Below are 19,404 nucleotides of genomic sequence, written 5' to 3' on the forward strand. Positions count from 1 at the left end.
TCGTCGGCATGCGGTACCGGGGTACGACCATTCTGATCACCGGCGCGAGTTCGGGCATCGGCGCCGAGTTCGCCCGCCGGCTCGGCGAGCGGGGCGCCGACCTCGTTCTGGTCGCGCGTCGAGTGGAACGGCTCGAGGCGCTCGCCGCGGAGCTCCGCCGCGACCGGCCGGGCATCCAGGTGACCTGCCTGGCCGCCGACCTGGCCCGGCCCCGCCCGGGTGCGGCGCTGCTGGCGGCCCTCGCCGGGCGTGGCATCACCGTCGGCGCCCTCGTCAACTGCGCCGGCCTGGGCATCACCGGCCCCTTCCTCGAAACCTCGCCCGAGGCGCTGCACCAGCAGGTCGACGTCAACGTCTCGGCGCTGACCGATCTCACCGGCACCTTCCTGCCCGGCATCGTGGCGCACGGCTCCGGCGCGCTGGTCAACGTCGCCAGCCTCACCGCGTACCAGCCGGTGCCGGGGATGGCGGTCTACGCGGCGACGAAGGCCTTCGTGCTGCGCTTCACCGAGGCCCTGGCGTACGAGCTGCGCGGCACCGGCGTCCGCGTGCTCGCCCTGTCCCCCGGGCCGACCCGCAGCGAGTTCTACACCGTCAGCGGTACGGACGAGAGCGGCGTGACCTTCGAGACCCCCGCCGACGTCGTCGCCACGGCCCTGCGCGCGCTGGACTCGTCGCGGGCCCCCAGCGTGGTCTCCGGCCGCATGAACAAGGTCATCGCCGCCGCGGCGGGACTGCTCCCCCGCCGCCTGGTCGTCAGGGCCGCGGCGGACTCCGTACGCCCGGCCTGAGAGATTCCCTGTCACATCCGCGCCGCCGGTGGTGCTCTACAGGTGTGGACGTTGTACGACAGGGTGGGATCGCACCGGCGGCCCGGCGGGTGGAGCCGAGCGGCCCGCCCGTGCGTGCCGACCTCGAGGACGTCTTCCGCGCCGCGTACGCCCGGGTCGTCGGGGTCGCCGCCCGGGTGCTCGGGACGCGCGACGAGGCCGAGGACGTGGCCCAGGAGGTGTTCCTGAGCTTCGGGCGTACCGCCGTCCCGGCCGCGGAGGCAGCGGGCTGGCTGTCGGTCGCCGCCGCGCACACGGCGTTGAACCATCTTCGTTCCGGCCGTCGCCGGGCCGCCCGCGAGGGGCGCGCCGGCGACGGCCTCGCCGTCTTGCCGGACGTCGCCGACGCGGTCGTGACCCGCGACGAGCACCGCCGCGTCCGGGCCGCGCTGGCCCGGCTGCCCCGCAAGCACGCCGTCGCGCTCGTCCTGCGGCACAGCGGCCTCAGCTACGCCGAGGTAGCGGCCGCTCTCGATCTCTCACCCGGCAGCGTGGGCACCACCGTGCGACGCGCCGAGTCCGCCCTACGCGAGGAGTTGAACCGTCATGCGTCATCCGACTGACGGCACGCTGCGCCGGCTGCTGGACGAGCCGGCCGGTGTCGCCGACGCCGACCGCGAGCACGTCGCCGGCTGCCCGGTGTGCCTCTCCGGGCTGGCCGCTGCCCGGGCCGACGCGGCCGTCGCCGCCGACGCCCTGCGCACCGAGGTCACCGCCGACGTGGACGCCGCCTGGCAGCGGATGGCGGCCGGCACCGCCGCCGCATCACCCGCGGTCCCGGCCGCCGGCCGCCGGCGGAACCGGTGGCGGGCCGCCCTGCGCAGCCCCGTGATCGCCGCCGCCGGCGTCGTGGCCCTGCTCGCCGGTGCCGGCGCCGCGGCCGCCGCCGACTGGCTGCCGATCTTCCGTACCGAACGGATCGCGCCGGTGACGCTCACCCAGGCGGATCTGGTCGCGCTGCCGGACCTTTCCGCGTACGGCGACCTGCGCATCTCCTCGGAGCCGAACGTACGCCCGGTCGCCGGGGCCTCCACCGCGGCGCAACTGACCGGGCTCGCCGTTCCCCGGGTCGGCGAGCTGCCCCGCGGGGTGACCGGCGAGCCGATGTACCAGGTGGGCGACCGGGTCACCGCGGTGTACACGTTCTCGGCCGCGAAGGCGGCGCAGACCGCGACGGCGGCCGGCAAGACGCTGCCCGCGCCGCCACCGGGCCTCGACGGCAGCCAGTTCCGCCTCACCGCCGGCCCGGGGATGGCCGCGGTCTGGTCCGAGGCGCGCGGGGTGCCCGCCCTCGTGGTGGCTCGCGCGGTGGCGCCCGCGGCGTACTCCTCGGGGGTGCCGTTCGCGACCGCGCGTGACTACCTGCTGAAGCTGCCCGGCCTGCCGGCGGACGTCGCGGCGCAGCTGCGGGCCTTCTCCGGTGACGGCACGACCCTGCCGCTGCCGGTCAACTCCCGCTACCTGACCAGCTCGGCCGCGAAGGTCGGCGGGAAACCCGCCACGGTGCTCACCTCCCGCGACGGCGCCCTCGCCGGGGTGGTGTGGGCGGACGCCGGCGTGATCAACGCGGTGGCGGGCTCGCTCAGCGCCGACGAGGTGCTGTCGGTGGCCCGGGAGCTGCGGTGACGCCGGTGACCTCCGGACCGGACCTGGACGCCGCGCGGCAGTTGCTCGACGAGCTGCCCGCGGCGCCCGCCGTGTGGGCCTCGGGGCTGCGCAAACGGTACCGGCGCCGGACCGCGGTGGACGGCGTGTCGCTCACCGTCGGCCGCGGCGAGGTGGTCGGGCTGCTCGGACCCAACGGCGCCGGCAAGACCAGCGTCATCAAGATCCTGCTCGGCCTCGTCCGGCCCGACGCCGGCGAGGTGCTGCTGCTCGGCCGCCCGGCCCGGGACCCGCGGGCCCGTGCCCGGGTCGGCTACCTGCCGGAGCTCTTCCGCTACCAGCCCTGGCTCACCGCCGCCGAGGTGCTGAACCTGCACATCCGCCTGACCGGGGCCACCGTCTCCGCCGCGGACCGGCGCGGATGCCTGGGCCTCGTCGGCCTCGCCGACCGCGCCGGCGACCGGGTGGGCGGCTTCTCCAAGGGCATGCAGCAGCGGCTCGGGCTGGCCGTCGCCCTGGTCACCGGCCCCGACCTCGTCGTGCTCGACGAGCCCACCAGCGCCCTCGACCCGGTGGGCCGCGCCGACGTCCGCGACATCCTGCTGTCCCTGCGGGAACGCGGCGTCGCCGTCCTGCTCAACTCGCATCTCATCGGCGAGGTCGAACGGGTCTGCGACCGGGCCGTCATCCTCGACAAGGGCCGGGTCGCTGCCGCCGGCACCCTCGCGGAGCTGCTGGGCCGGCGCGAACTGCGGCTCCGGCTGGACGGCGTCGGCCCGCAGGCGCAGGCCCGGCTCGCCGCCGCCGGCCGGCTCACCCGCAGCGGGGACGCGTACACGGTCACGCTGCCCACCGAGCCCGACGACACCACGGTGCCCGGGCTCGTCGCCGACCTCGTGGGCCTGGGCGTGCGGGTGCACGCCGTCGAACCGGCCCGGATCAGCCTGGAGGAACGGCTGCTGGACATTCTGCGTACCGGCGCACAGGAGGAACACCGATGACCCTGCGTACCGTGCTCACCATCGCGGCCCTCACCCTGCAGGAAGCCGCACGGCGGCGGGTGTTGCGCTCGCTCGCGGTCCTGACCGTCGCGCTGCTCGCACTGAGCGCCTGGGGCTTCTCCCGGCTGGACGCGGAGTTCGGCGGCCTCACCAGCGGCGAGGCCCGGGTGGCCGGCTCCACCGTGCTCAACCTGGTGATGTTCGGCCTGAGCCTGATCGCCGCCCTCGGGACGGCGTTCCTCGCCGGCCCCACCCTCTCCGGGGAGGTCGAGTCGGGCATCGCGCTGGCGGTGCTGGCCCGCCCGATCCGCCGCAGCGCGGTGCTGGTCGGCAAGTGGCTGGGGCTCGTCGTGTTCGGCGGCGTCTTCGTGAGCCTGGCCGGGTTCACCCAGTTCCTCATCGTCCGGGCCACCGTCGGCTACTGGCCACCGCACCCGCTCACCGGCCTGGCGCTGCTCGCCGCCCAGACGACGGTCCTGCTCACCCTCGGCCTCCTGCTCTCCACGGCGATCTCCCCGATGGCCTCGGGCATCGTGGCCGTCGGCCTCTTCGGCGCCACCTGGATCGCCGGCGTGGTCGGCTCGGTCGGCGAGGCCCTCGGCAACGACAGCGTCGCCCAGGTGGGCACGGTCTCCCGCATGCTGCTCCCCACCGACGGCCTGTGGCGCGGCGCGATGAACTCGTTCCAGGACCCGGCGCTGCTACGGCAGGTCGGCTCCGGCATCGAGGAATCCCCGTTCCTGAGCATGTCGCCGCTGACGGTGGCATATCTGGGATGGGCGGCGGTCTGGATCGCGGCGGTCCTGGGCCTGTCGGCGCTGTCCTTCCAGCGCCGGGACCTCTAGGGCCGCGCCTGGCGGGTGCCGGAGCGGAACAGGCGGGGGGCGAAGTCGATCAGGTTCTTCTGCCAGGTGTCCCAGCCGTGCGGGCCCGGGGTGACCCCGGCGAACTCGTACCTGATGCCGACCCGGTCGAAGGCCGCCATCGAGGCCAGGGTGATCGGGTTGACGAAGTCGGTCACGTTGCCGGTGTAGATGCGCAGCAGCTTCGTCCCGGCGTTGATCGCCGCCGGGTCGTATCCCGCCGGGTCGGCCGGGACGGTGAAGCTGATGCCCGCGGAGAAGGTGCCGATGTACGCGAACTCCCCCGGGTGGGTCTTGAGGACGTCGAACGTCTGGAACCCGCCCATCGACAGGCCGGCGAGCGCCTGCCGCGCCGGGTCGTGGGAGATGTGGTAGCCGGCGCGTGCCGCCGGGACGATGTTCTCCAGCAGCTCCTTCGGGAAGTCCGGGACGTTGCCGTTGCCCATCACGACGACCATCGGCACGAGTGAGCCGTCGAGGAACTCGTTGTCGAGGATCTGCCCGGCCCGTCCCATCTCGAGCCAGTCGGTGTAGTTCTGGTCGCCGCCGTGCTGCAGGTAGAGGACCGGGTACGGCGCCGGCCGCGCGGGGTCGTAGCCGGGCGGGGTCCACACGTACGCCGAGCGTTGCTCCCCGGCGACCGTGCTCTGGTAGGTGAGCCGGTGCACGGTGCCGCCCTTCCCGGCGGGGGCGTCGGCGAGCAGACGCGACTGCTTCCCCGGTACGAGGAACGTGCTCCACGTCGGTTCCGTGGTGATGTGCGCCGGGTTCGACGTGTCCTTCTTCGAGGCCAGGTCGACGATGAACTTGTAGTGGTAGAACCAGGGCTTGAGCGGTCCCACGGTCACCCGCCACCGGTCTCCGGATCGGGTGAGCGGCACGTTGACCCAGCTTCCGCCCGGCGCCCAGTTGCCCCAGAGCGTGACATGCTCCGCGCCGGCGAACTCGGTGCCGGTCTCGGCGGTGACGAAGGTGTCCCCGTTGGCCTCCCGGGTCAGCCACGGCGTCGGGGTGGTGCCCGGCGCCGGGGGCGTGAACTCGTGCCGGGGCACCACGTGTCCGGGGCTGGGGCGGTGGTCGGGCACCGGATGGAAGAGCCGCGGTGCGAAGTCGACGAGGTTCTCCTGCCACGCCGCCCAGTTGTGGCCGGCGTCCGGGTTCACCCCGTCGAACTCGTGCCTGATGTGCGCCTTGTCGAGGCGGTGCAGCAGCCGGAGGGTGGGGTTGTACGCCGGATCGGTCAGGTTCCCGGTGTAGAGCCGCAACAGGTGGGGCCTCGCCTGGCTGTTCCCGGGGGTCTCATCGGCGAAGACGCCACCGAACGAGCCGGCATAGGCGAAGGCGCCGGGACCGGCCAACGCGACCCGCACCGCCTGCACGCCGCCGGCCGACGCACCGGCGATCGCCCGATGCCCGGAATCACGGGCGACGTGGTACCGCCGCTCGACCACCCGCGGGAGCCGGGAGCGCAGGAGGTCGCCCTCGTCGCTCATCACGACCACCATCGGCTCGATGCGACGCTCCACCGACAGGTTGTCGAGGATCTGCCCGGCGCGGCCCAGCTCGGTCCAGTCGGCGTGGCCGCCGCCCTCGCCGGGCAGCAGGTACAGGACCGGGTACGGGCGCGGGCGGTGGGCGTCGTATCCCGGCGGCGTCCACACGGTCGCCGACCGTCGCTCGTGCGCCGCGGCGTACGGATAGGTGATGGCCTCGATCTTCCCGCCCTGCCCCGGCGGCACATCGGCGAGGTATCGCGCGGCGTCGCCGGGGACGAGGAAGGTGCTCCAGGTCGGATCCGAGGTGACCGACGCCGGGTTCGTGGCATCTTTGACGATCTTGGTGTCGTCGCCCCGGAGGCGGTAGTGGTACAGGCCCGCCGGCAGCGGTCCGATGATCGACGTCCAGGCGGCACCCGAGCGGACCAGGCCGAGTTCCGACACCGCGAAGGACGGGCCGAAATTCCCCTCGACGACGACGGAGGACACGTCGCCCATCGTGTTCTGGATGTCCGCCGCCGGCACGGCGAAGGACGCGAAACCGTCGGACACGGTCAGCCACGGTGCCGCTGACCCCGCTGCCGCCGGCTGTGCGCCGGCGGCAGCGGTCACGGTGCCCATCGAGACGGTGACGAGCGCCGCGAGGAACCGGCCTACGAGCCGCCTGCGGTGGGATGACGACGACATGTGATCCACTCCCTGCTCCGAGGCGGTGCCGACCGGACCGTGCTCAGTGACCGATGCCCCGGCCGTAGCGGTGCGGGGCGCCCGAGGCGAGTGCCAGGTCCTGCTGCAGGACGTCGTACTGGCCCTTCGGGTTCAGCTGCTCGTCGTAGATCAGCGCGGCGCCCTCCTGCGGGTCCTTGAACCAGCCGGGCACCCACGAGTAGGCGTCGCCGAAGCCCCACGGCGTGAACGAGATGCAGGCCCGCACGGCCAGGCACGCCTGCAGCGTGCGGGACCAGTAGCTCTCCTGGGCGTACGGGGCGAGCGCGTCGACCGGCTCGTTGACGGCGTCCGCCTTGGTCGCCGTGCGGACGTCCACCTCGGTCAGGGCCACCTTCAGCCCCAGGCCGGCGAAACGCTCGAGGTTGTTCGACAGGTCGGGGTAGCCGTACTGGGTGGAGAGGTGACCCTGGAACCCGACGCCCTGGATCGGTACGCGCTGGGTTTGCAGCGAGCGCACCATCGCGTACACGGCGTCGCTCTTCGCCCCGGTGAACTCGAGGTTGTAGTCGTTGTAGAAGAGCAGGGCCCGCGGGTCGGCCTGGCGCGCCCAGCGGAACGCGTCGGCGATGTAGCCGGTGCCGCCCCACGCCTTGTACCAGATCGTCTGGCGGGGCTGCCCGTTGTCGTCGAAGGCCTCGTTGACCACGTCCCACTGCCAGATGTCGCCCTTGAAGTGGCGTACCTCGTCGAAGATGTGCTTCTTGAGGACGGCCTTCACCTCGTCGTTCGACAGGGTGGTGGTGTAGCCGTCGGGGGACAGCCACGCGGGCAGCTGGTTGTGCCAGACGAGCGTGTGGCCGCGGACCAGCTGCTTGTGCTCCTTCGCGAAGTCGACGAGCTGCTCCGCCTTCTGCCAGGTGTACGTGCCGCGGGTGGCCTCGACCTCGGCCCACTTCATCGCGTTCTCCGGGGTGACCGAGGAGAACTGGTCCGCGGTGATCTGCGTGTATTTCGCGTCGGTACCGAGCACGTCGGCGTTCACGGCCGTGCCGATCCGCAGGCCCACGCGGTCGGCGAGCGCCCGCAGGGAATCGGCCGGGTAGGACGCGGGCGGCGACGGTTTCGCGGCCGCGGGTGTGGCGCCCGCCGGGGATGAGCCGGCGAGCGTGAGCTGTCCGGCCACCAGCACCGCGGCGCTGACGACGGATATGGGACCCCAAAGACGACGCACCGGAACTCCTTGCAACGAGGACGAGGAAGCGGCCCGAAACTTTCGGACATCTTCCGGAAGCAAGACAGGAATCTATGCGCCCCGGCTTCGGACGGTCAAGAGACCGTCGCGATCCGCATTCGCCGTGATCATGCGGCCCGCGCTTCGCCGGATCGGCCGGGGCCGGGTCGGGCGTACGGCCGGTGCCGGGCGCGCCGGGGCTGTGGGAGGTTGTCGCGCGGCCGGTGCGCAGGGACCCCGGCCCGGACGGACGAGGTGGGTGCATGGACGACGCGCTGGTCGCGTACGGCGCCGGCCGCGTCGATGCGGTCGCCGGGCGCCGCGACGCCGAGCGGGCGCAGCATCCCGTGACGGGTACGGACTACCGCCGCGGCTTCCTCGACGGGCGCCTCGACGTCTTCCGGATGTTCGCCGAAGTGCGCCGCATCCTGGAGGACAACGCCTGAGCGACGGTCAGGCGGACTCGCGGACGACGAGGTCGGCGGGGAGGGTCAGGGTCGGCTCGACCGACTCACCGCCGGCGAGGCGCAGGACCTGGCGGGCCATCCTGCGGCCGATGTCCTCGATGGGCTGGTGCACCGTGGTGAGCGGCGGTTCCGCGTACCAGGCGACCGCGGTGTCGTCGAAACCGATCACCGCGACGTCGCCGGGCACCCGGCGCCCCGCCTGACGCAGCGCGCGCAGAGCGCCGTGGGCCATGAGGTCGGAGGCGACGAAGACCGCGTCGACGCCGGGGTCCTCGGCGAGGAGCCGGCGCATCGCCGCGCCGCCGGAGTCGCGGGTGAAGTCGCCCACCGCGACGGTCGGGCGCAGCGCGGACTCCTTCATCGCGGCGTGGTAGCCGGCGAGCCGGTCGATGCCGCCGGTGACGTCCTGGGCGCCGGCGATGGTGGCGATGCGCCGCCGGCCGGCCGCGACGAGCCGGCGGACGGCGAGCCGGGCGCCGTCGGCGTTGGCGACGTCGACGTGCGGGACCGCGGACCGGCCACGCGGCCGCCCGTTGACCACGACCGGTACGCCCATCCGGGCCAGCTCGCGGGTGAGCGGGTCGGCGCCCAGCGTGGAGGCCACCATCACGCCGTCCACGTACCGGCTGGCGGCGCACTGCCGGATGCGGTCGAGGCTGCGCGGGGAGGTGACCGTCTGGAGCACGAGCTCCTTGCCGGCCCCGTTGAGCTCCCGGCTGACGCCGAGCACCAGCGACGGGAAGAACGTGTCGTCGGAGAAGGAGCGGCCCGCCGATTCGGTGAGCACGAGGGCGTACGAGTCCATCCGGTTGGTGACGAGCCCGCGGGCGGCCTGATTGGGCACGTACCCGAGCTCGGCCACGGCCCGCAGCACCGCGGCGCGCAGGTCGTCGGTGACCGACACCGAGCCGTTGACGACCCGGGAGGCCGTGGCGCGCGAGACGCCGGCGCGGGCGGCGACCGCTTCCAGCGTGGGCGCGTGGGAGCCCGGCGAACATCTCTTGGCCTGACGCACGGAACCTCACAGGAATCGATTGGACGGGCTCGGTGCGAAGGTATCGAGAGGTGCCGCCCACCGCAATTATGATCTGCTTCACCGTACACCGGAATGACGCCTGACCTGGGATCAGAGCGAGAGAGCGCGCACAGCGCCACCGCGGCCGGTTTCGTATGGCGCAATGATTCACCGGCACTAATCATTGCGCGGCGGTTTCCGGCGCCCGCGTCCGGAGCCAGTCGCACCCACGCGACGCAGGTCACGGTTTTCCGAGGTCAAGCGGGCTGAGCTGGACGGCACCGGTCCCGATGATCGGCACCTGAAGCGGTCATCAATGAACATCGGGTTGACGCCCGAATACATCGGCGTTTCGAGGCTTCATCTGTGTCCGCGGTCACCGCATTTGCCAATGACGACCGTCGACCTCTAGCGTCTTTTGAGTACCGCGGCGCCGACGCCGCCGATCACCGGAACGGCTCATTGATCGCCGATTTCCGCCGCATCGAAAATCCGATCAGCGGCCCCGCACTGTCGCGGGGAGGTCCCGGGCCGCCCGGCCGGGCGTCGCCGCCGGACACCCCGTTCGATCGCCGGCCTGTGCAACCCCTTGGGAGCAACCATGCCGACCATTGATCCGCCCCGCAGGGCCACCGCCGCGACCCGGCAGGCCTGGCGGCCCCTGCAGCGCTCCACCCGCGTCGCCATCTTCGGCGCCCTGCTCGCGACGATCTTCTACCAGACGTTCCTGCTCGACCCGCAGTACCGCGGGCCGGTCTGGCTGTGGGCGGCGATGCTGCTCGCCGAGGGCCTGATCGCCCTGCATGCCATCGGCACCTGGTGGACCATCCTCGCCCACGACAACCGCGACGAGCCGGTCGCCGTCGCCGTACGCCGCAACCGGCTGCGCGCCGGGGCCGAGGTGCCGGGCATCGACGTGTTCATCACCGCGTACGGCGAAGCGCCCGAGCTGGTCCGCACCACCGTGCGGGCGGCCCGCGACATGACGCTCGCCCACCACACCTGGGTCCTCGACGACGGCGACAGCGACGAGCTGGAGCGGATCTGCGCCGCCGAGGGCGTGGGCTACCTGCGCCGCGAGGGAGGCCAGCACGCCAAGGCCGGCAACGTGAACGCCGCGCTCGCCCGCACCACCGGCGAGTACGTCGTCATCCTCGACGCCGACCACGTGCCGGAGCCGAACTTCCTGCTGGAGATCCTGCCGCACTTCGTGGACCCGGACGTGGCGTTCGTGCAGTCCCCGCAGTCGTTCACCAACCAGACGAACCTCGTCTCCACCGGCACCTCGGAGGCGCAGCGCATCTTCTACGAGCTGGTGTGCCCGGGCAAGAACCACTTCAACGCCGCGTTCTGCGTCGGCACCAACGTCATGTTCCGGCGCGCGGCGCTCGAGGAGATCGGCGGCATCGCGACCGGCAGCAACTCCGAGGACATCTGGACCTCGCTGGAGCTGCACCGCAACGGCTGGCGCTCGATCTACGTGCCGCAGGTGCTGGCCCGCGGGCTGGCGCCGGTGGACGTGCCGTCGTATCTGAAGCAGCAGCTGCGCTGGGCCAGCGGCGGGTTCGAGGTGATCCTGCGCGGCGGCCTGTTCCGGCGCGGCAACGGCCTGACGATGGACCAGCGCCTGCAGTACCTGTTCGTCGGCACGCACTACCTGCTGTCGCTGGCGATGCTGACGTTCATGGTCTTCCCCGCGCTGTACCTGCTGTTCGCGCTCAGCCCGATCCGCGCCGACGGCGTCACCTGGGCCACCCACTACGTGCCGTTCCAGGTGATGGTCCTGGTGGTCACCTGGCTGCAGTCCGGCGGCTTCAAGGGCTCGGCGATCGTGGCGAGCATCGGCGCCGCGCCGGTGCACGCCAAGGCGTTCTGGGCGACGCTGCGCCGCAGGTCGGCGACGTGGAGCGCCACCAACCAGGCCGGCGCGGGCTCCCGGTCGCTGTGGGTCGTCATGCCACAGCTCGCGCTCGTGCTGCTCAACGTGACCGGCATCGTCGTGGGGCTCGTGGTCATGGCCGACCCGGCGCCCACCTGGCTGTCCGTGGCCTGGGCCACGATGATCGTGCTGATCCTCGGCCGGATCATCGTCGAGTCGGTCACCGGCGGCCCCGCGGAACCCGGCGGCATCGTGGCCGGCCGGCCCGCCGTCGCGGCCACGCGCTGATCCCATTCCCTCGTTCGAAGGAAGATCGCCATGACCAGTGTGATCGAGCAGGACCGCATCGAAGAGATCCCGCACCCCGCCCCGGCGCGACAGAAGGCCCCGCGCCCCACCCGCTCCCGGATGCCCGCCGTACGCACGTTCCTCGTCACCGTGCTGCTGCTGGCCGGGGCGGGCGCCGGCGGCACGTACGTGGTGACGCACCGGCTCGCCGAGAACGCGTTCGTGACCCTCGACGACGCCGTCCTGACCGCGGACGCGCTGCCCGTCGGGCCCACCGGCTCCGGCGTGGTGACCCAGGTCCTGGTGTCCGAGCAGACCCGCGTCGCCGCGGGACAGGAGCTCGCCCGGGTACGGCTGGCCGCCGATCCGGCCCTGGGCACCGCACGGCAGCCGGAGGTGGAGACGCTGCGCGCGCCCGTACCCGGCACCGTGTCCACGGTCGACGTCGCGGTCGGCGGCGTGACCGGCGCCGGCGAGCCCGTCGTCACCATGTACGACCACGCCAAGCTCGCGTTCCACGCCAAGGCCACCGAGAAGCAGCTGAACGAGCTGCGGCTCGGGATGACGGCCGGGATCACCGGCCCGGGCATCAACCGCCCGGTGCGGGCCACGGTCGACCACGTCGAGGCGCGCATCGGCCCCGACCCGCTGTCCGACGCCCCGCTCACCGAGGAGCAGAAGGCCGACCACGAGCAGCTGACCGTCGTGCTGGCGCCGCGTACCGACGCCCTGGACACGGTGAGCGCGCTCGTGCCGGGGCTGCGCTACCGGGCCGACATCGACACCAATTCCGCGGTGGGCAGGACCCCCGCGGTGAACGGAGCGGGATGACCATCCACCTTCGGCGGATCGTGACCGCCGCCTGCGTACTGCCCGCGGTGCTGATCACCGCGGCCTGCTGGACGGGCTCCGGCCCGGACGGCCCCCAGCCCGTACCCGCGCCGCCCGCCGCCGGCGCGCTCAGCGAGGGCGCCGCCACCACCTCCCTCGGCGTTCCGTCGCCGGGCGGCGCGGCCTCGCTGGCCGGCACCGTGCCGGCGGGCACCGGCCCGAAAGCCGCTCCGGCCGGGGCCGGGAGGGCGCTGAGCGGGCAGGCGCTGCCCACGAACCAGTGGTGGACCTCGGCGCTCACCGGCGCCGCGGCGCAGCCGATCTGGGCGCACCCGCTGGCGGTCAAGAACACCGGCGCGGGCCTCGCGGTCAGCGCCGCCGCCCCGGTCGCGTCCGCCAAGGCCGTGGTGACCCCGTTCGCCCCGGCCCTCACCGCGGGCGGCCCGATCACCGCGGTCCGGGTGACCGGGTACGGCGCCTTCCACGTCGTGCTGGAGGCCGACCTGCGCGGCGGCGGCAGCGTGGAGGCCACCCTGGTGCAGGGCAGCCCGCTGCTGTACCTGGACTTCCATGACGTCACCCCGTCGCTGACCTCGACCGGCGCGCTCGCCCGGTCCGCCGGGGGCGGCTCGCTCGCCCGGCTCACCGTCGCGGGTCAGCGCTGGGACGTCCAGGCCCGGGACGGGGTGGGCTGGCGCCAGCAGGGCAACCGGCTCACGCCGGACCGTGCCGGCGGTGGCGCGATCGTGGTGGCCCGGGTGCCGGACTCCGTCGACGACGCCCGGTGGACCCGGGCGCTGGCGGACGCCGCCGGGGATCCCGTGATCCGCACGACGTCGAACATGGCGTACGACGGCGTCTCCGGCACCGTCACGCAGACCCTCGGCGTGGAGCGGCAGTCGGGCAAGCCGTCGGTGTGGGCGTTGCTGCCGCACCAGCAGGCCGGGCTCGTGCCGGGCGGCGGTGTGCAGCCGATGGCCGGTACGTACGCCGACCCGCTCGGCACGCTGCCGGTGGTGCGCGGCACCGCGGTCCGCGTCCGGGTGCCGATGCCCGGGCTGGTCACCGAGCCGCCGGCGCTTGCGCTGTCCGGCACGGCCCGCGCCGCGGTGCTGGCCGACCTCGACCGTGACCTGGCGGACAAGCCGGCCACGGCGGACGGCGGCAGCTACTTCGGCCTCAAGGAGCTGGGCCGCCTCGCCACCGTGGCCGAGGTCGCCAAGGGCGTCGGTGCGGCGCCCCAGCAGCAGGCCGCCCTCAAGCGGCTGCGCGCGGGCCTCGTCGACTGGCTGACGTACGGCGGCGCCGGCGACACCCGCTACTTCGCGTACGACAAGGTGTGGGGCGGGCTGATCGCCGTGCCCGCGGAGTTCGGCAGCGGCGACTACAACGACCACCACTTCCAGTACGGCTACCTCGTGCGGGCCGCGGCGGTGCTGGCCGAGGCCGATCCGGCGTTCCTGCGCGACTACGGCGGCGGCGTCGACCTGGTGGCCCGCGACTTCACCGGCAGCCTGGCCACCGAGGGCGCGCAGGGCTTCCCGGCGTTCCGCGCGTTCAACGCGTACCTCGGCCACTCGGCGGCGTCCGGGTTCGCGCCGTTCGCCGACGGCAACAACCAGGAGTCGTCGAGCGAGGCGGTCGCCGCGTGGGAGGCGGTGACCCGGTGGGGCATCGTCTCGGGCGACGAGCGGCTGACCGCGTACGGCGTCACGCACTACGCGCTGGAGGCCACGACCGCGCGCCGCTACTGGCTCGGCGAGCAGGGTGAGCGCCCGGCCGGCTACGCGCACACCGTCGCCGGCATCGTCTGGGACTCGAAGATCGACTACGCCACGTGGTTCGATCCGAAGCCGGAGTCCGTCGTGGGCATCCAGCTGCTGCCGCTGACCTTCGGCTCGCTGTACCGCGGCGCCCCGGACAAGGCGGCCGCGCGCGCCGCCGAGCTGACCCGGGACGTCGGCGGGCAGCCGCGGGTCTGGGGCGACCTGTTCGCCGCCGACCTGGCCGTGTCGGACCCCGCCGCGGCTCGGCGCCGGCTCACCGCGAAGCTGCCCCGCGAGGACAGCACGAGCCGGGCGATGGTGCGCTACTGGATCGAGATGCTGGACGCGTACGGGGCACCGCAGCCCGCGGTCGTGGCCGACGGCCCGTACGGGATGGCCTTCGGCGACCGTGAGCACCCGCGCCTGCTCGCGGTGAACCCGACGGCGGAACGCCGGACGGTGACGTTCCGCAGGAACGGCGCGACGACCGCGGTCGTCGTGGTGGATCCCGGGCAGAGCATCGTCCGGCAGCCCTGACGCGCCGGACTCCCGGCAGGGCGCGGGCCGCTCAGGCGGCCCGCGCCCGTTCGAAGCTGCGGGCGATCTCGGCCTCCGCCTCGGCCCGGCCCACCCACGGGTCGCCGTCGATGCGGACCAGCTTGCCGGGTTCCACCGCCTTGTAGACCTCGAAGAAGTGCTTGATCTCCAGCAGCAGGAAGTGGTCGAGGTCCGCCAGGTCCTGCAGGTGCGCGAGCCGGTGGTCGGCGGTGGGCACGCACAGCACCTTCGGGGTCGTGCCCTGCTCGTCGCGCATCCGGAACATCCCGATGGCCCGGCTGAGGATCACGCAGCCGGGGAACGTCGGCTCCTGCACCAGCACCAGCGCGTCCAGCGCGGTGCCGTCCTCGACGAGCGTGTCGTCGATGAAGCCGTAGTCCGCCGGGTACTGCGTCGCGGTGAACAGCGTGCGGTCCAGGTGGATCCGGTGCGTGTGCATGTCGATCTCGTACTTGTTGCGGGTTCCCCGGGGGATCTCCACCGTCACGTCGAAGTCCACGATGGTCACCGCCCCATGGAGACGAGGCGGGCGGTGCCGGGGATGCCGGTACGGGTGTCGACGTACCCGGTGAAGCGCATGCCGGGCACCAGGCCGCGGACCTCCTCGGCGGAGGCCGGTACGAGCACCATCGTCATCTGGTCCGCCTTGTCGGTGCTGTCGGTGCTGGTGTCCCCCGAATTCGCGCTGGCGTTGGCGTTCGCGAAGTCGATGTCCTGGAGGCTGCCGACCTGGGGAACGATCCGCTGCACCTGCGCGTGCACGGTCCGGTTGATGCCCTCGGCCCTGAGGCTGGCGGTCATGCTCGGCGCGATCTCCGGCAGGTCCTTCAGCGGCACGTGCGTCTCGAACCGCAGCAGCGCCGGGTCGTACAGCTCCAGGAACGGCTGGCCGGGCGCGATCGAGCTGCCCACGGTGACCGGCAGGTCCACGACGATGCCGGGCCGGGGTGCCTTCACGTCGACCCGGGTGAGCTTCGGGTCGCCGTTGGAGTCGGTGGTCGCCACCTCGATCGTGCCGAGCTTCTGCCCCGCCGTGACGCGCTCCTGGGCGGTGACGGACACGCCGGTCACCTGACCGGTCTGGGCCACCTCCACGGGCAGCGGCTGCGCGGTGAGCGTCAGCGTGTCCAGGTCGATGCGGGCGGCGTTGGACTCCCGCGCCGAGCTGATCCGCAGGAAGAGGAACACCGCGGCGGCGAGGAGCAGGAGCACCACGAAGCGGGCCCGCCACTTGCGCCAGCCGCCGCCTCCGCGGCGCTTCGCCGGCGGTTCGGGAGCGCGGGGCTCCTCGATGGGATCGGCGCTGTCCTGCGAGGTCGTTCCAGTGGGCTGGACCATGACGGGGATCCCTTCAGGCGGTCCGGGACGGCGGGGCCGGGGTGGGGGCTTCCACGGCCGCGCTGACGATGTCGTCGTTGGCGTCCGCGCGGGCGGGCCACGGCAGCGCGCGGGCCAGCAGGGCGCCGGCCTTGCGCCGCTCGAGGCGCTGCCGGATGACGTGGGGCGCGATGACCGCCTCGGCGACGACCCGGCCCAGCACCACGACGTAGATGGCGGCCCAGCCGATCGACAGGCCGACGGCCGCGACGTCGGTGCCCCGCAGCGGCAGCATGCTGATGCCCACGGCCACCGCCACCGCGTTGAGCAGCAGCAGCGCAACGTGCGGCAGGACGAGCTCGACCCCGGGCAGGCCGCGCGGGCCGGCGTTGGTCACGCTCCAGCGCACCTTGCGCTTGAAGATCGCCATGACCAGCGCTTTGACGTGTACGGGTGCGGCCCCGATGCTGGTGACGATCGCGGCGGGCTTGAAGCCGCCGAGCTGCATCACCGTCACCAGCACGATGAGCAGGTAGAACGGCGCGTAGTGCACGATCCACGTGCTGATGTCGGAGCGGATCGGGCTCAGGCCGAACAGCAGGTAGACCGCCGGCAGGCACATCAGGATGAGCGCCGCCAGCGACAGCAGGTAGTTGACGCCCGCGAGCATGTACTGGAACCGCTGGTCGACGGTCAGCCCCTTCTTGCGGAACAGGCCGCCGCGCAGCAGCACCTCGAAGGCGCCGTACGCCCACCGGAACTGCTGCTTGAAGTACGACAGCAGGCTGTCCGGGGCGAGCCCGCGGCACAGCACCTCGGGGATGAACCAGGAGCGCCAGCCGCGGCGGTGCAGCTCGATGGAGGTCCAGATGTCCTCGGAGTTGCTGGCGACGTACATGCCGCCGATCTCGTCCAGGGCGGCTCGCCGGAAGATGACGTTGGTGCCGACGCAGAACACCGCGTTGAAGTAGTTGCGGCCCGGGAGCACCAGCTCGTAGAAGATCTTCTGCGACTCGGAGGAGCCCTCCGGGACCAGCCCCTTGGCGCTGGGGAAGGCCTGCGGGGTCTGCACGAACGCCACCCCGGTGTCCTGCATGTGCGGCAGCGCGCGGACCAGGAAGTCGGGGCTGGGCACGTGGTCGGCGTCGAGGATCACCACGAACTCGCCGTCCGTACGCCGCAGCGCCGAGTTGATGTTGCCGGCCTTGGCGTGCAGGTGCTCCTTGCGGCGCAGGTAGCCGACGCCTTCGCGGGCGGCGGCGTCGCGCACCTCGTCGCTGTCACCGTCGTCGAGGATCCAGGTCCGGTGCTCCACCGTCATGTCCCGGGCCGCGCGGACGGTCACCAGCACGATCTCGAGGGGTTCGCCGTACACGGTGATGAACACGTCGATCGTGGGCCGCAGGTCGCCGCTGAGCAGCCGGCGGCGCCACGCGTACACCTCGGGCGGGTCGGGGTGCGGGGTGTACACCAGCACCGTCCACCACATCGCGAGCGCGTTGAAGATCGTGATGCCCTCGGCGAAGAGCACCAGCGCCCACACCCAGGTGTTCCCCCGGTACGCCGGGTTCAGCAGGAAGATCATGTAGAACAACGTCACGCCCAGCGCCGCGAACACCGCGACCCGGGTGGAGCGCTGCATCGGCCGCCAGGACATGTCATCGGCGGTACGGGAGACCGGCCTCGTTGCGTCGGCCGTCATCGGCGCCACCTCCTCAGCGTGAGCGTCCCCCCGTCGTACTGATGGATAACTGTCGATCTCGTGTCGTTATCCGCGCCGGGTGAGAACCGCGACCCGGTCGACGAGCATCGGCACGCCCGGCTTCGTGGCCGGCGTCGGGCCGCCGCCGAAGGGCGCCGGGAAGGCGCCTCCGATGGCGACGTTGAGGATGACGAAGAACCCGTGGTGGTTGGCCGCGGCCCAGACCGCCGGGTCGACGCGGTCGGCGCGGACGGTGAAGGTGTTGCGGCCGTCCACGTACCAGCGCAGCTCCTCGGGCGTGACGCCGCGGTCGTGCTCGATGGCGTACGTGTGGAAGCTGCTGCGGCACCCCGGGCAGGGAAGCTCGCCGCTGCTGATGCCGGTCGGTTCGCCGCACGGCCCGCCGACCGGTACGCCGCAGTGCAGGGTGTGCCAGACGGAGTCGCGCCCGTTGACGTTCTCCATGACGTCCCACTCGCCGATGCTCGGCCAGTTCGTCGCCGCCACCGGACGGGCCGGCGCCCCGAGCGCCCAGAACGCCGCCCAGTAGCCGGCCGCCTGGGGCCCGCTCACGTCCGGCATGCGCAACGACGCCTCGATGCGGACGGCGCCGCCCTCCGGCGCGGCGAAGTCGGTGCGCCGGGTCTCCACCCGGGCGGACGTCCACCGGCCCGCGCCGGGCCCGGTCCGCAGCGGGACGATGGCGAGGTGACCGGCCCCGTCGAGGTGGACGTTGGCGACGTCGTCGGTCATCGTCTCGATCTCGTTCGTCCCCCACTGCCGCGCGCCGCCGGGATAGCCGGTGCCGCGGCTGTACATCCAGTTCGCGGCGGAGAGCCGGGAGCCGGCGGCGCCGTCGAAGTCGTCGCTCCACACCGGCTGCCAGGCGGCCGCGGATCCGGAGGCCGGGGGCGCCGGCTGCTCCCCGGCGTCCTTGCCGTTGGTGCAGGCGGCGAGGATCAGCGTCAGCGCCACGAGGGCGCCGGCCGTACGCACGCGCCCGGCCCGGGCACTCACGGGCGCGCGATCAGGACGGGGCAGTCGGCGTGGTCCACGAGGCGCCCCCCGACAACGCCGAGCATGACCCCCTCGAAGCCGTGCCGGCGCGGACCCACCGTGACCAGCCGGGCCTGCCGGCTGCGGTCCACGAGAACCCTGCCGGGATCGCCGTCCGCCACCTCGCACTCGGCCGGCACCTCGGGGAACTTCTCCCGCCAGGCCGCCAGCGAGTCGGCGAGCCCCCGGTCCCGGGTCGTCACGGCCAGCACCGCGGCACCGTGCAGCGCCGCCTCCTCGAACGCCCGGCCGAGCACGGGACCGTCGGCGGCGCCGTCGCCCACGCCGGCGACCACCGGACCGGCGCCCGGGTCCGGCCTTCCGCGGACGACCACGACACCGCACCGGGCGTGCGTCGCGACCTGGTTGCCGACCGTGCCGTGCGGCGCACCGGGCAGGCCGCCACCGTGCCGGCAGCCCACGACCAGCAGGTCGGCCACCTCGGCGGCGTGCAGCAGCACGGGCACCGCGTACCCGGCCTGGGCCACGCAGCTGACCTCGACGCCGGGCGCGACCGTGCGGGCGTGGGTGACGGCGTCGTGCAGGATCGCGCTCGTCGCCGCGCCGGTCTCCGGCCGGTGGTACGCGGTCAGCACGCGAAGCTCCGCCCCCCGCATCAGGGCCTCGGCGGCCGCCCATCGCACCGCGGCTCGCGACCCGGTCGAGCCGTCGACCCCGACAACGATCCGCGCACCGATCATGGCCGCCTCCTCGATCCAGCTGGAGAGCTGAACGATCTGGATGTCGCCGTCCTCGTACGCCCCGGAGGACACTGCGGCACACCCCCAGAGTCGTCCTCACCGATGCCATTGGCAAGACGGGAGCGGCGG

The 19,404-nt window shown here is 73.1% G+C and carries 17 protein-coding genes; 9 read left to right on the forward strand and 8 right to left on the reverse strand.

All coding sequences use genetic code 11. The features are described 5' to 3' along the window. The first annotated feature begins 8 nt into the window (after positions 1 to 8). Genes COUCH_RS27865 through COUCH_RS27885 form a run of 5 tightly spaced genes read left to right on the forward strand, consistent with a single transcriptional unit; the run spans position 9 to position 4,281 of the window. Positions 9 to 791, forward strand: coding sequence for an SDR family NAD(P)-dependent oxidoreductase (locus COUCH_RS27865; RefSeq protein ID WP_249608182.1), 783 nt, complete (start codon positions 9 to 11; stop codon positions 789 to 791). A gap of 44 nt (positions 792 to 835) precedes the next feature. Further along, on the forward strand, positions 836 to 1,393 hold the full coding sequence (locus COUCH_RS27870; RefSeq protein WP_249608183.1) for a sigma-70 family RNA polymerase sigma factor: 558 nt from the start codon (positions 836 to 838) through the stop codon (positions 1,391 to 1,393). After that, a complete protein-coding gene (locus tag COUCH_RS27875) occupies positions 1,377 to 2,456 on the forward strand; it encodes a hypothetical protein (protein WP_249608184.1) in 1,080 nt (359 codons plus the stop codon). Before COUCH_RS27870 ends, COUCH_RS27875 begins: the two co-directional genes overlap by 17 nt. A gap of 5 nt (positions 2,457 to 2,461) precedes the next feature. Continuing rightward, a complete protein-coding gene (locus COUCH_RS27880; RefSeq protein ID WP_249608185.1) occupies positions 2,462 to 3,436 on the forward strand; it encodes an ABC transporter ATP-binding protein in 975 nt (324 codons plus the stop codon). Further along, the gene (locus COUCH_RS27885) at positions 3,433 to 4,281 is read left to right on the forward strand and encodes an ABC transporter permease (protein WP_249608186.1); all 849 of its coding nucleotides are present in this window, start codon (positions 3,433 to 3,435) and stop codon (positions 4,279 to 4,281) included. The genes COUCH_RS27880 and COUCH_RS27885 overlap by 4 nt, the downstream gene beginning before the upstream one ends. Here the strand turns inward: COUCH_RS27885 and COUCH_RS27890 are convergent. Together COUCH_RS27890 and COUCH_RS27895 are read right to left on the reverse strand one after the other, a co-directional pair. Beyond that, positions 4,278 to 6,482, reverse strand: coding sequence for an alpha/beta hydrolase (locus tag COUCH_RS27890; protein ID WP_249608187.1), 2,205 nt, complete (start codon positions 6,480 to 6,482; stop codon positions 4,278 to 4,280). The two genes, COUCH_RS27885 and COUCH_RS27890, sit on opposite strands and share 4 nt — an antisense overlap. Positions 6,483 to 6,525: 43 nt before the next feature. After that, on the reverse strand, positions 6,526 to 7,695 hold the full coding sequence (locus COUCH_RS27895; RefSeq protein WP_249608188.1) for an endo-1,4-beta-xylanase: 1,170 nt from the start codon (positions 7,693 to 7,695) through the stop codon (positions 6,526 to 6,528). A 263-nt stretch (positions 7,696 to 7,958) separates the two neighbouring features. Between COUCH_RS27895 and COUCH_RS27900 the strand changes: the two genes are divergently transcribed. Beyond that, positions 7,959 to 8,141: a hypothetical protein gene (locus tag COUCH_RS27900; protein ID WP_249608189.1), complete on the forward strand. Its 183-nt coding sequence runs from the start codon at positions 7,959 to 7,961 to the stop codon at positions 8,139 to 8,141. Between the two features lie 7 nt (positions 8,142 to 8,148). On the opposite strand, the gene COUCH_RS27905 is transcribed toward COUCH_RS27900, so the two are convergent. Next, positions 8,149 to 9,177, reverse strand: a complete 1,029-nt coding sequence (locus COUCH_RS27905) for a LacI family DNA-binding transcriptional regulator (protein ID WP_249608190.1) — start codon at positions 9,175 to 9,177, stop codon at positions 8,149 to 8,151. A 601-nt stretch (positions 9,178 to 9,778) separates the two neighbouring features. Here COUCH_RS27905 and COUCH_RS27910 point away from each other — a divergent pair. The 3 genes from COUCH_RS27910 to COUCH_RS27920 are packed head-to-tail and all read left to right on the forward strand — an operon-like array spanning position 9,779 to position 14,478. Beyond that, complete coding sequence (locus tag COUCH_RS27910; RefSeq protein WP_249608191.1) at positions 9,779 to 11,344, forward strand: glycosyltransferase family 2 protein; 1,566 nt, start codon at positions 9,779 to 9,781, stop codon at positions 11,342 to 11,344. A 30-nt stretch (positions 11,345 to 11,374) separates the two neighbouring features. Further along, on the forward strand, positions 11,375 to 12,175 hold the full coding sequence (locus COUCH_RS27915; RefSeq protein ID WP_249608192.1) for an HlyD family efflux transporter periplasmic adaptor subunit: 801 nt from the start codon (positions 11,375 to 11,377) through the stop codon (positions 12,173 to 12,175). Further along, the gene (locus COUCH_RS27920; RefSeq protein WP_249608193.1) at positions 12,172 to 14,478 is read left to right on the forward strand and encodes a glycosyl hydrolase; all 2,307 of its coding nucleotides are present in this window, start codon (positions 12,172 to 12,174) and stop codon (positions 14,476 to 14,478) included. The genes COUCH_RS27915 and COUCH_RS27920 overlap by 4 nt, the downstream gene beginning before the upstream one ends. Positions 14,479 to 14,509: 31 nt before the next feature. On the opposite strand, the gene COUCH_RS27925 is transcribed toward COUCH_RS27920, so the two are convergent. The 5 genes from COUCH_RS27925 to COUCH_RS27945 all read right to left on the reverse strand — a co-directional run bounded on the left by COUCH_RS27925 (position 14,510) and on the right by COUCH_RS27945 (position 19,347). Beyond that, positions 14,510 to 14,998 (reverse strand): inorganic diphosphatase, encoded by a 489-nt coding sequence (locus COUCH_RS27925; RefSeq protein ID WP_249613819.1) that lies wholly within the window; start codon positions 14,996 to 14,998, stop codon positions 14,510 to 14,512. A gap of 5 nt (positions 14,999 to 15,003) precedes the next feature. Continuing rightward, on the reverse strand, positions 15,004 to 15,837 hold the full coding sequence (locus COUCH_RS27930; protein ID WP_249608194.1) for an HlyD family efflux transporter periplasmic adaptor subunit: 834 nt from the start codon (positions 15,835 to 15,837) through the stop codon (positions 15,004 to 15,006). A 13-nt stretch (positions 15,838 to 15,850) separates the two neighbouring features. After that, complete coding sequence (locus tag COUCH_RS27935) at positions 15,851 to 17,518, reverse strand: glycosyltransferase family 2 protein (RefSeq protein WP_249608195.1); 1,668 nt, start codon at positions 17,516 to 17,518, stop codon at positions 15,851 to 15,853. 66 nt (positions 17,519 to 17,584) lie between these two features. Next, on the reverse strand, positions 17,585 to 18,535 hold the full coding sequence (locus tag COUCH_RS27940) for a glycoside hydrolase family 16 protein (protein WP_249608196.1): 951 nt from the start codon (positions 18,533 to 18,535) through the stop codon (positions 17,585 to 17,587). Continuing rightward, positions 18,532 to 19,347 carry a universal stress protein gene (locus tag COUCH_RS27945; protein ID WP_249608197.1) on the reverse strand — a complete coding sequence of 272 codons (816 nt, stop codon included), beginning with the start codon at positions 19,345 to 19,347 and terminating at the stop codon, positions 18,532 to 18,534. The genes COUCH_RS27940 and COUCH_RS27945 overlap by 4 nt, the downstream gene beginning before the upstream one ends. Positions 19,348 to 19,404: the final 57 nt, after the last annotated feature.

This window comes from Couchioplanes caeruleus (genome assembly GCF_023499255.1).
GTDB lineage: Bacteria > Actinomycetota > Actinomycetes > Mycobacteriales > Micromonosporaceae > Actinoplanes > Actinoplanes caeruleus_A.